The organism is Streptomyces sp. NPDC020681 (genome assembly GCF_044334895.1).
GTDB lineage: Bacteria > Actinomycetota > Actinomycetes > Streptomycetales > Streptomycetaceae > Streptomyces.
The window spans coordinates 47,222-58,797 of the sequence record NZ_JBIRTX010000013.1 but is presented as its reverse complement, the minus strand read 5'-3'; the positions used below and the strand labels follow the sequence as shown (position 1 = coordinate 58,797).

Sequence of the window (11,576 nt, the reverse complement as noted above, 5' to 3'; positions counted from 1 at the left end):
GATGGGCGGGTACCTGACGCGCGGTGGGCCGCGGGTCGGACCGGACACGGCGGGCATGCAGCCCGGGGCCGAACCGCGCCCTGCCGGCACACCGAAGATCGTCGGGATGGTCTGGGGGTTGCTGATCCTCAACACGCTCGGCTCCGCCGGGGCGAAGACCATCATCCCGCTGCCCCGCTCCCTCATCCAGATGGTCACCATGGGCGCGCTGGTCGCCGCGTTCGCGCTGGCGCTCGCACTCAATTTCCGGCTGCGCATCCGAGCCAGCGCCTTCGTGTTCCTGCTCACCCTGCTGCTGGTGCCGAGCGTGATCTCCAGCGCGAACCTGGAGTCCGGGTTCGGCGCCCTGTTCCGCTGCGCCCGGCTGGCTCTCTTCGTCGGCACGCTGTGGCTACTCAGCCGCTGGTGGGACGGCAGCCTGACGTTCGTCCGGCACCACATCCGGATGTACTTCGCGGTGCTCGGGTCGGTGGCCGCCGGCCTGGTCGTCTCACCGGCCGTGGCCATGCCCGAGCTCTACGGCGGGCGGCTGGTCGGCGCGTTGTGGCCGCTCACCCCGCCGCAGATCGGACAGTACGCCGCGGTGATCATCGGGCTCACCGTGCTGCTCGTACTGGGCCGCCGGACCACCAGGGCCAGCGCGGCGGTAGTCATCGTGCCGTCACTCGTCCTGCTCGCGTTGACCCATACCCGGACGGCCACGCTCGGCCTGCTCGTCGGGTTGGCGCTGGCGATCAGCTCGCTCATCCTGACCAGCGCCGCCGCCCGCCGGTACTTCACCTGGGCGGTGCTGTGCGCCGCTGTGGCCGCGGTGGGGTTCAGCTCCGCGCTACAGGCGTGGTTCCTGCGCGGACAGAGCAAGGAGAACTTCTCCAACCTCACCGGCCGTGCCAAAGTCTGGGACGCCCTGCTGGCAGCCCCCCGGACGACCTCGGAGTACCTGTTCGGCGTCGGCCTGGGCGACAAGTCGTTCGGCGGGCTGCCAATCGACAACAGCTGGCTGGCCGTCTACCACGAGCAGGGCCTGACCGGCGCCGCCATCGTGGCGGCGATCATCATCGTGCTGGGCGGCGTCGCGTTGCTGCGGCCACCGTCGCTGCAGAGGGCTTGCGCGATCTTCCTGATCAGCTACTGCGCGATCGCGTCGTACACCGAGGCCGGGCTGGGCGACGCCTCGCCGTATCTGCTGCATCTGGCCCTGGCCGCCTCGCTGCTGGCGGCACCTGCCGCGGCCGCTCCCCTCTCGACGCCCGAAATCCCCCACCGACGCATACCGCGATGGGCCCGACGATCGGAGGTGACCTGAGCATGCACGTCCTCGTGGTGCACAACCGCTACGCCTCGGCGCAGCCGAGCGGGGAGAACAAGGTCGTCGACCAGGAGGTGGAGCTGCTGCGCGAAGCCGGCCACCGGGTCGAGCTGTTCGAGCGGCGCAGCGACGACATCGCCGCACGGTCCCCGCTGGGCAAGGTCGCGGTGCCGCTGCTCGTGCCGTGGAACCCGGCGGTCCGCGCGGAGCTCGCCGCCCGGCTTCGCACCGAACGGCCGGACGTGGTGCACGTCCACAACGTCTTCCCACTCCTGTCGCCCGCGGTGCTGGCCGCCTGCGCCGACGCCGGCGTGCCCGCCGTCGCCACACTGCACAACTACACCCAGGTCTGCCCGCCCGGGACGCTGCAGCGGGACGGCCGGCCGTGCACCGAGTGCGTCGGGTCGGCGCCGCTGCCCGCCGTCCGGCACGGCTGCTACCGGAACTCCCGGCTGGCGACAGTGCCGCTCGCGGTCAGCCTTCTCGTCAACCGGCGGCGGTGGTGGTCCGGCGTGGAGCGGTTCTTCTGCATCTCCGAGGCGCAGCGCGACGTCCTGGTGCGGGCCGGCATGCCGCCCGAGCGGCTGGCGGTGAAGCACAACTTCGTGCCGGAACCGGGCGCCCGCCGAGCGGGCGACGGCGAACATCTGCTCTATCTCGGCCGGCTCGCGGAGGCCAAGGGCGTGCGGCTGCTCATGGCCGCGTGGGACGAGATCGCCGCGGACGGCGGTGTGGGCGTGCCGCTCGTGGTCGCCGGCGCGGGGCCGCTGGAGCGAGAGGTGACCGCCTGGGCGGCGGGCCGGGACGACGTGCGGTACGTCGGCCTGTACGACACGACGGAGTGCCGGCAGGCCATCGCGCGGTCGGTCGCGGTGGTGGCTCCCTCGACGTGGCTCGAGGCGTTCGGTCTCGTGGTCGTCGAGGCGATGGCGGCGGGGGTCCCGACCGTCGCCGCCGGTCACGGCGCCTTCGTCGAACTCGTCGAGAACGGCGTGACCGGGCTGCTGCACCGGCCGGGCGAGGTGGCCTCGCTCGCGTCCTGCATACGCCGGATCACGGCCGAGACGGCCCGCAACCGGGAGATGGGCCAGGCGGCCCGGCGCCGATACGAGCAGGGGTTCAGCCCGGCCGTCGGCCTGGAGCGCCTGCTGGAGGAGTACCGCACCGCGATCGCGGGACGGTCAGCACTGGCTCGCGGCGGGGACGTCCGCGCGAGCAGGGGGGATGGGGAGTAGATGACACGATGCCGACTCTGCGGCTCGGAAGCGATGGCGAGCGTCGTCGACCTTGGGGCGACGCCACCATGTGAGAGCTTTCTCGCCGCGGACCAACTGGACCAACCGGAGCCGGCGTACCCGCTGCACCTGCGGGTCTGCACCGACTGCTGGCTCGCGCAGATCCCGCCGTCGATCACGCCGGAGGAGACGTTCAGCGAGTACGCGTACTTCTCCTCCTTCTCGACCTCCTGGGTGGAGCACGCGCGCACGTTCGTCGCCGGCGCCGTGCAGCGGCTGGGTCTGGGCACCGACGCCTTCGTGGTCGAGGTCGCGAGCAACGACGGGTACTTGCTGAGGCATGTGGTGGACCGGGGGATCCGCTGCCTCGGCATTGAGCCTTCGGTGAACGTCGGCGCCTCGGCGCGGGATGCGGGTGTGCCCACGCTCACGGAGTTCCTGGACCCGGTCACCGGCTCGTCCGTCCGCAAGGAGCACGGCCCGGCGGACCTGGTCGTGGCCAACAACGTGTACGCGCACATCCCCGACGTGGTCGGGTTCACGCAGGGGCTGCGCGCTTTGGTCGCCGACGACGGCTGGGTCTCCATCGAGGTGCAGCACCTGCTGACCCTGATCGAGGAGAACCAGTACGACACGATCTACCACGAGCACTTCCAGTACTACACGGTCGCGTCCGCGACCCGGGCGCTGGCGAGCGGCGGACTCGCGCTCGTGGACGTCGAGTTGCTGCCCACGCACGGCGGCTCCATCCGGCTGTGGGCCCGGCCGGCCGACGTGGCCGGCGAGCCGTCCCAGCGGGTGGCCGACGTGCTCGCCCGGGAGAAGGCCGCCGAGCTGCAGGAGCTGTCCGGGTACACCGACTTCTCCGCTCGGGTGGCCAAGGTGCGCCGGGACCTCCTGCGGTTCCTCATCGAGGCGGCCGAGCGCGGCGAGACGGTCGTCGGCTACGGCGCCCCGGGCAAGGGCAACACTCTGCTCAACCACTGCGGCATCCGGCCCGACCTGCTCCCGTACACGGTCGACCGCAACCCCTACAAACACGGCAGGTTCACCCCGGGCACCCGCATCCCGATCCTGCCGCCCGAGCAGATAGCCGCCGACCGACCGGACTACGTGCTCGTCCTCCCGTGGAACCTGCGGGACGAACTGGTCGAGCAACTGTCCTTCGTGCACGACTGGGGCGGCCGGCTGGTCTTCCCGATCCCGGAACTGAGCATTGTCGAGGTCACATCGTGAAAGAGGTCGCAGCATGAAGGTCGTCCTGTTCTGCGGCGGTTACGGGCTGCGTATGCGCAGCGGAACCTCCGACGACATGCCCAAGCCGATGGCGATGGTCGGCCCGCGGCCGCTGATCTGGCACGTCATGCGCTACTACGCGTACTACGGGCACACGGAGTTCATCCTGTGCCTCGGCTACGGGGCGCACCACATCAAGGACTTCTTCCTCAACTACGAGGAGACGACGTCCAACGACTTCGTGCTGCGGGGCGGGCGGACCGAGCTGCTGTCCACCGACATCGCCGACTGGACGATCACGTTCGCGCAGACCGGCATCGAGTCACCGATCGGGGAGCGGCTGCGCCGGGTGCGGCACCACCTGGACGGCGACGAGATGTTCCTCGCCAACTACGCCGACGTGCTCACCGACGCCCCGCTGCCGGAGATGATCGACCGGTTCGCCCGGCGCGACGCCGGTGCGTCGATGATGGTGGTGCCGCCGCAGTCCTCGTTCCACTGCGTGGACCTGGGCGAGGACGGCCTGGTGGGGGGCATCACCGCGGTGAGCGAACTGCCGCTGTGGGAGAACGGCGGCTACTTCGTGCTCCGCCAGGAGGTCTTCGACCACATACCGGAGAACGGGGACCTGGTCGCCGACGGATGTGCCCAACTGGCCAAGCGCGGACGGCTGGTGGCGCATCAGCACCGTGGCTTCTGGAAGCCGACCGACACCGTGAAGGAGCGGGCCGCACTCGACGACGCGTACGCCCGGGGTGATCGCCCGTGGGTCGTGTGGGAAAGGGACGGCGCAGGGGCGAAGGCCGGGATGAGGACCGCGTGATCCGGCTCGGGTCCGGGCGCCTGGACCGGATCGTCGCGGTGGGCGCGCACTGCGACGACATCGCCATCGGCGCCGGCGGCACGCTGCTGACGCTGTGCCTCGCGCGACCGGGTATCCGCATTGACGCGTTGGTGCTCTCCGGCGGCGGCAGCGAGCGGGAGGAGGAGGAGCGGGCCGCACTCGCCGCCTTCTGCCCGGGCGCCGATCTGCGGCTGACCGTGCACAAGTTGCCCGACGGCCGGCTGCCCGCGCACTGGGAGGAGGCCAAGGCCGCAGTCGAGGAGCTGCGCGCGCAGACCGAGCCGGATCTGGTCCTGGCTCCGCGTACCGATGACGCGCACCAGGACCACCGCGGCCTGGCGCAGTTGCTGCCCACCGCGTTCCGCGACCACCTGGTGCTCGGCTACGAGATCGTCAAGTGGGACGGCGATCTCGGCCGTCCGACGGCGTACCAGCCGCTGTCGCCTCAGATCGCCGAACAGAAGGTGCGGCTGCTGCAGGAGCACTACCCCTCGCAGCGGCACCGGCCCTGGTACGACCGGGAGGCCTTCCTCGGTCTTGCACGGATCCGCGGCATCGAATGCCATGCGCGCTACGCCGAGGCGTTCGCCGTCACCAAACTCACTCTCAACCTGGGGGAATGAACCTTGCGCGTATTGCTGACCGGACACCAGGGCTACCTGGGCACCGTGATGGCCCCGGTCCTCGCGGCCGCCGGGCACGAGGTCGTCGGTCTTGACGCCGGCCTGTTCGCCGACTGCGTCCTCGGCCCGCCACCCGCGGACCCGGCCGGGCATCGGGTGGACCTGCGCGACGTCACGGCCGAACACGTGGCAGGGGTGGACGCCGTGATCCACCTGGCCGCGCTCTCCAACGACCCGCTGGGATCTCTGGCGCCGGAACTCACCTACGACATCAACCACCACGCGTCCGTACGGCTGGCCCGGCTGGCCCGCGACGCCGGAGTGCGGCGCTTCCTGTACGCGTCCACCTGCTCGGTCTACGGCGCCTCAGGCGGCAGCGACCTGGTGACCGAGGACGCCCCGCTGCGCCCGGTGACGCCGTACGCGGAGTCCAAGGTGCGGGTGGAGGACGACCTGCACGCCCTGTCCGACGGCGACTTCAGCCCGGTGTTCATGCGCAACGCCACCGCCTTCGGCTACTCACCCCGGCTGCGCGCCGACATCGTGCTCAACAACCTGGTGGGCCACGCACTCCTGTCCGGCGAGGTGCTGGTGCTCTCCGACGGCACCCCCTGGCGCCCGCTGGTGCACGCCGCCGACATCGCACGGGCCTTCACGGCCGCGCTGACCGCGCCGCGCGACGCGGTGCACGACCGGGCGTTCAACATCGGCAGCGAGATCAACAACGTCACGGTCGCCGAGATCGCCGAGCAGGTCGCCGAGGCGGTATCCGGATCGAAGGTAGTGATCACCGGGGAGACCGGAGCCGATCCGCGGTCGTACCGAGTGGACTTCTCCCGGTTCCGCGCCGCGATCCCCGGCTTCGACTGCGAGTGGACGGTGAAGCAGGGCGCGCTCGAACTCGCCGACGCCTACCGGGAATACGGGCTGACCCGGGAGAACTTCGAGCAACGCTTCACCAGGCTGGCCGTGCTGCGCGCGGCGTCCGACGCCGGCGCCGTCGACGACACCCTGCGGTGGCGCCGATGACCTCGTCCGGCGAACAGATGCACGCGCTGGTGGAGCGGCTGTACCCGCTGTGCCGGAGCATCACCGGCGACGGTGTGCGCGCCACCCTGGACATCGTCGGCGAATACGTTCCGCTGCAGGTGCACGAAGTGCCGACCGGGACGCAAGTACTCGACTGGACAGTGCCGCAGGAGTGGAACATCCGGGACGCGTACATCGCCGACACCGCCGGCAACCGGGTCGTCGACTTCGCCGCGTCCAGCCTGCACGTGCTCGGCTACAGCGTGCCGGTGTCGGCGACCATGCCGCTGGCCGAGCTGCGTGGACACCTGCACACCCTGCCGGACCACCCGGCCTGGGTGCCGTACCGCACCAGCTACTACCAGCCGGAATGGGGGTTCTGCCTGGCCCAGGAGACCTTGGACGCGCTGCCGGACGGCGACTACGAGGTGCGCATCGACTCCACACTTGACGATGGCCACCTCACCTACGCCGAGCACGTGGTCCCCGGTCAGGTCCCCGACGAGGTGATCGTCTCCTGCCACGTCTGCCACCCGTCGCTGGCCAACGACAACCTGGCCGGCATCGCGGTGGCGACGTTCCTGGCCCGGGCGCTGGCACAGCAAACGCCGTACTACACCTACCGGTTCCTGTACGCCCCCGGGACCATCGGGGCGATCACCTGGCTGGCCCGCAACGCGGAGCGGATCGAGCGGGTCAAGCACGGCCTCGTGCTGGCCTGCGCCGGCGACTCGGGCCAACTGACGTACAAGCAGAGCAGGCGCGGCGACGCGGAGATCGACCGGGTGATGCGGCACGTGCTGACCGCCTCCCAACGTCCGCACCGCATCGCCGAGTTCACTCCGTACGGCTACGACGAGCGGCAGTTCTGCTCGCCCGGGTTCGATCTCGGCGTGGGCTCGCTCAGCCGCACCCCGTACGCCGGATACCCCGAGTACCACACCTCGGCGGACAACCCGGACTTCGTCTCCCCGGAGGCGATGACGGACACGCTCACCGTCTGCCGCGAGGCATTCGCCGTCCTTGACCAAAACCGGCGCTACCTCAACCTCAGCCCCTACGGCGAACCACAGCTGGGCCGACGGGGGTTGTACGACTCGCTCGGCGGCCGCAGCGACGCGAAGCAGGCCCAGATGGCCATGCTCTGGGTGCTCAGCCTCTCCGACGGCGAGCACAGTCTGCTGGACGTCGCCGACCGGTCAGGGCTGCCGTTCGACACGGTCGCCGTCGCGGCCGACGCCCTGGGCGCCGCCGAGCTGATCAAGGCGTGACGCCGATGACCACCGAGGGGGAGAAGACGAGGCCGACGGCGGTGACCGCCAAGCGGGCCATGGCCGGCCGGCTGTCCTGGGGGCTTGCCGACCAGGCGGCCTCCAGCATGACCAACTTCGCGGTGGGGATCTACGTGGCCCGCTCGCTGGGCGTGACCGCGTTCGGCGTGTTCAGCCTGGCCTGGGTGACCTACGGCGTGGTGCTCAGCGTCTCCCGCGGGCTTGCCACCGACCCGCTCGTGGTGCGCTTCAGCGGCGTGCCGGAGGCGTCCTGGCGCCGGGCCGTGGCCCGGTCGTCGGGTACCGCGCTCGGCGTCGGTGCAGCCATCGGCGCGGCGTGTCTGGTCGCCGGCCTTGCTCTCGGCGGCAGCGTGGGGCCCGCGTTCGCCTGCCTCGGCGTCATGCTGCCGGGGCTGCTCCTGCAGGACGTCTGGCGGTACTCGTTCTTCGCCGCCGGCGCCGGGCGGAAGGCGTTCGTCAACGACCTCGTGTGGGGCGTCGCGCTCGTCCCGGCCATGGTGGTGGCGGCCCAAGTGGGCAGCGTGGCCGCATTCGTGCTCGCCTGGGGCGCGTCCGCCGCGGTGGCCGCGGTGTACGGCTGTTTCCAGTCCGGCATCCGGCCCCGGATGGCCGAAGCGCGCGAGTGGCTTCGAGAGCAGCGCGACCTCGGCTCCCGGTACCTGGTCGAGAACGTCGGCGTCAGCGGCGCGTCCCAGCTGCGGGCGTACGGGCTCGGCGCGATCGTCGGGGTCGGCGCGGTGGGTGCGGTCCGGGGCGCCGAGCTGCTGCTCGGCCCGTTCCTCGCCGTGCTGATGGGGCTGTCTCTGGTCACCGTCGCGGAGGCGGCACGGGTGCTGCGGCGAGCCCCGCACCGACTGGCCAAGTTCTGCCTCCTGCTCGGCGCCGGGCAGGCCGTCGCCGCGCTGCTCTGGGGCACGGCGCTCCTGCTGATGCCGGACCGGCTCGGCGAGCTCGTGCTCGGCGACGTCTGGAGCTCCGCCTCGCAGCTCATCGTGCCGGCCACGCTCGGCGTCGCGGGCGCCGGCCTCGGCACCGGCGCGGCGGCCGGACTGCGCGCCCTCGCCGCGGCCCGGCGCAGCCTGCGCAGCCAGCTGTTCGCCTCCGCCTGCTACGTCATCGGCGGGCTGGGCGGGGCGGCCGTGGCCGGCACGGTCGGCTCGGCCTGGGGCGTCGCCGCCGCCACCGTCTGCAGCTCGGCCGTGTGGTGGCTGCAGCTGCGGTCCGCCCTGCGCGAGCGCCACCAGAACCCCATTCCCGAAGTGAGGACCTCATGACCGCGCAACCCAGGCTGAGCATCGGCCTGCCCGTGTACAACGGCGAGGAGTATCTCGCCGAGGCGCTCGACGCCCTGCTCGGCCAGACCTACGAGGACTTCGAGCTGGTCATCTCCGACAACGCCTCGACCGACGGGACCCAGGACATCTGCCGCCGGTACGCCGAAAAGGACTCGCGCATCCGGTACATCCGGCTGCCCCGGAACATCGGCGCCGCGCCGAACCACAACTACGTGTTCACCGAGTGCCGCGGCGAGCTGTTCAAGTGGGCCTCGCACGACGATCTTTACGCCCGGGACCTGCTGCGGCGCTGCGTAACGGCGCTGGACGAACGGCCGGACGTGATCCTCGCGCACAGCGGCCAGGCGGTCATCGACGGCGACGGCCAGGTGAAGGTCCCGTACGAGTACGGGCTCGCCACCGACTCACCGCACCCGCCCGAGCGCTTCCGCAGTCTGCTCTTCGAGCCCGGTGGCGACGACTTCTACGGGGTGATGCGGGCCGACGTGCTGCGCCGCGTGAAGCCGCACGACAGCTACCACCACGCGGACCGCACGTTCGTCGCCGAGATCACCCTGCACGGGCCCTTCCACCAGGTGCCGGAGCTGCTGTACTTCCGCCGCGACCACCCCACCCGCGCCGAACGGGCGAACCCTTCCAAGCGCTCCCGGTGCGTCAACCTGGACCCGCGCCGGGCAGGCCTGCTGCACCCGACGCCGCGGCTGCTCGCCGAGTACGTCTGGGGCTTCGTCTCGGCGATCCGGCGGGCGCCGTTGTCCCTCGCGGACCGGCGCGCGTGCTACCGCCACCTGTTCGCATGGATGGCGAGCCGGGGCCGGCCGGGTGCCGGCGAGCGGGTCGAGGACCGCGCCCCGGTCGACCCGGCTCTGCTCACTGTCTCCGTCGACGCGCTCGTCGCCGGCCGTGAGGGGAGGCGGGCATGACGTCCGGAGACGAAACTCCGGTGCGCGTCGGGGTGTTCGGCCTGCTCGGCTCCGGCAACCTCGGCAACGACGGGTCGCTCGAGGCCGTGCTCGGGTACCTCCGCGCCGAGCACCCGGAGGCCGTTGTGGATGCGCTGTGCGGCGGGCCGGAGGTCGTCGTGAACCGGTACGGGATCCCCGCGACGCGGCTGCACTGGTACCGCGGGGAGTACCGGACCGCGTCACGTGCGGGCGCGATCGCGGGGAAGGGTCTGGGCAAACTCGTCGACGCCGTCCGCACCGCTGCCTGGGTGCGCCGGCACGACGTGGTGATCGTGCCGGGCATGGGCGTCCTGGAGGCCACGCTGCCGCTGCGGCCGTGGGGCTTCCCGTACTCGCTGTTCCTGCTCTGTGCATCCGGCCGGCTGTTCCGCACCCGGGTCGCGCTGGTCGGCGTCGGCGCCGCCCCGATCGGCAACCGGCCGACCCGGGCCCTGGTGCGCTGGTCGGCGCGGCTGGCCGCGTACCGGTCCTACCGGGATGCCCAATCCCGCGACGCGATACGGGAGATGGGCGTGGACACCGCGCGGGACGAGGTCTACCCGGACCTCGCATTCGCTTTGCCGACGCTGCCGGCGAGCGCGCCCTCGGGTCCGGCGGGCCCGGTGTGCGTCGGCGTCATGGACTTCCACGGCGGCAACGACGACCGGGAGCGGGCCGAGGAGATCCACCGACGCTACCTCGACGGCACAACTCGCTTCGTCCGCACGCTGGTTGAGGACGGAAGGCCGGTCCGGCTGGTCACCGGCGACGAGTGCGACGCGCCGGTGGTCGCCGCGATCCTCGACGCGGTGGACTCACCGCTGGTCACCGCTGCCGAGGCGGCCTCGCTGGCCGACCTGATGAAGGAGATGGCGGCTGCCGAGACGGTGGTGGCGACCCGGTACCACAACCTGATCTGCGCGCTGAAGGTCGGTACGCCGACGCTCGCACTCAGCTATGCGGCGAAGAGCGACGCGCTCATGGATCGGATGGGGTTGGACGCGTACTGCCACCCGGCTCGCGAGGTGGACGCCGACCGGCTGCTGGAGCAGTTCCGGGCGTTGGAGAAGCAATCGGCCCAGCTGCGGCGAACTCTCGCCGAGCGGAACCTGGTCGCCGCCCGCCAACTCAAGGACCAGTTCACCACGTTGACCGCCGCCCTGTTCCCTGCAACCGACCACGCGAACGCCCGCACCCGGCAGGAGACCCAATGAAGGCGATCGAAGTCCCGGCGATCGTCGGCGCGTACCTTTTCGAGCCGACGCCGTACGCCGACGAACGCGGCTTCTTCTGCCGCACCTTCGACGCCGACGTGGTCCGCTCGGTGGGCCTCGACCCGAGCATCTTCGTCCAGGACAGCGTGTCCCGCTCGGTCCAGGGTGTGCTGCGCGGCCTGCACCTGCGCTCCGGCGCGGGCGAGGCCAAGCTGGTGCGCTGCTCGTACGGGAGGATCTTCGACGTCGTTGTGGACCTGCGGACGGACTCGCCGACCTACCGCAACGTGGCCTTCTTCGAGCTGTCCGGCGATACGCAGGTGACCTTGTACATCCCGGCGGGGTGCGCGCACGGCTTCCAGGCGCTGACCGAGATCGCCGACACCTCGTACCGGATCGACCGGCCGCACGATCCGGCCGAGGACGTGACGATCGCCTTCGACGACCCGGAGCTCGCCATTGACTGGCCGCTGCCGGTCACATCGATGTCCCAGCGGGACCGGGAGGCACCGAGCCTCGCCGAGGTCCTGAAGCAGAAAGAGAGCTGAAGCCGGC

At 71.3% G+C, this 11,576-nt stretch carries 11 protein-coding genes; all 11 read left to right on the top strand.

Going from position 1 to position 11,576, the window contains the following annotated elements; genetic code table 11:
• The first annotated feature begins 1 nt into the window (after nt 1).
• The 11 genes from ACH4YL_RS27205 to rfbC are packed head-to-tail and all read left to right on the top strand — an operon-like array spanning nt 2 to nt 11,569.
• Nucleotides 2-1,306 (top strand): O-antigen ligase domain-containing protein, encoded by a 1,305-nt coding sequence (locus ACH4YL_RS27205; protein ID WP_398510068.1) that lies wholly within the window; start codon nt 2-4, stop codon nt 1,304-1,306.
• Between the two features lie 2 nt (nt 1,307-1,308).
• Nucleotides 1,309-2,544, top strand: coding sequence for a glycosyltransferase family 4 protein (locus tag ACH4YL_RS27200; RefSeq protein WP_398510067.1), 1,236 nt, complete (start codon nt 1,309-1,311; stop codon nt 2,542-2,544).
• Entirely contained in the window at nt 2,545-3,780 is a 1,236-nt protein-coding gene (locus tag ACH4YL_RS27195; RefSeq protein WP_398510066.1) for a class I SAM-dependent methyltransferase, read from the top strand. It abuts the gene before it with no gap.
• Nucleotides 3,781-3,793: 13 nt separating this feature from the next.
• Nucleotides 3,794-4,603 (top strand): glucose-1-phosphate cytidylyltransferase, encoded by an 810-nt coding sequence (locus ACH4YL_RS27190; RefSeq protein ID WP_398510065.1) that lies wholly within the window; start codon nt 3,794-3,796, stop codon nt 4,601-4,603.
• The gene (locus ACH4YL_RS27185) at nt 4,600-5,247 is read left to right on the top strand and encodes a PIG-L deacetylase family protein (protein ID WP_398510064.1); all 648 of its coding nucleotides are present in this window, start codon (nt 4,600-4,602) and stop codon (nt 5,245-5,247) included. Before ACH4YL_RS27190 ends, ACH4YL_RS27185 begins: the two co-directional genes overlap by 4 nt.
• Before the next feature lie 3 nt (nt 5,248-5,250).
• Nucleotides 5,251-6,276: an NAD-dependent epimerase/dehydratase family protein gene (locus tag ACH4YL_RS27180; RefSeq protein ID WP_398510063.1), complete on the top strand. Its 1,026-nt coding sequence runs from the start codon at nt 5,251-5,253 to the stop codon at nt 6,274-6,276.
• The gene (locus ACH4YL_RS27175; protein WP_398510062.1) at nt 6,273-7,547 is read left to right on the top strand and encodes a DUF4910 domain-containing protein; all 1,275 of its coding nucleotides are present in this window, start codon (nt 6,273-6,275) and stop codon (nt 7,545-7,547) included. Before ACH4YL_RS27180 ends, ACH4YL_RS27175 begins: the two co-directional genes overlap by 4 nt.
• A 5-nt stretch (nt 7,548-7,552) precedes the next feature.
• Nucleotides 7,553-8,842 carry a hypothetical protein gene (locus ACH4YL_RS27170; RefSeq protein WP_398510061.1) on the top strand — a complete coding sequence of 430 codons (1,290 nt, stop codon included), beginning with the start codon at nt 7,553-7,555 and terminating at the stop codon, nt 8,840-8,842.
• Nucleotides 8,839-9,786, top strand: coding sequence for a glycosyltransferase family 2 protein (locus ACH4YL_RS27165; protein ID WP_398510060.1), 948 nt, complete (start codon nt 8,839-8,841; stop codon nt 9,784-9,786). Before ACH4YL_RS27170 ends, ACH4YL_RS27165 begins: the two co-directional genes overlap by 4 nt.
• Complete coding sequence (locus ACH4YL_RS27160; protein WP_398510059.1) at nt 9,783-11,021, top strand: polysaccharide pyruvyl transferase family protein; 1,239 nt, start codon at nt 9,783-9,785, stop codon at nt 11,019-11,021. The genes ACH4YL_RS27165 and ACH4YL_RS27160 overlap by 4 nt, the downstream gene beginning before the upstream one ends.
• A complete protein-coding gene (gene rfbC, locus ACH4YL_RS27155; RefSeq protein ID WP_398510058.1) occupies nt 11,018-11,569 on the top strand; it encodes a dTDP-4-dehydrorhamnose 3,5-epimerase in 552 nt (183 codons plus the stop codon). The genes ACH4YL_RS27160 and rfbC overlap by 4 nt, the downstream gene beginning before the upstream one ends.
• Nucleotides 11,570-11,576 lie beyond the last annotated feature (7 nt).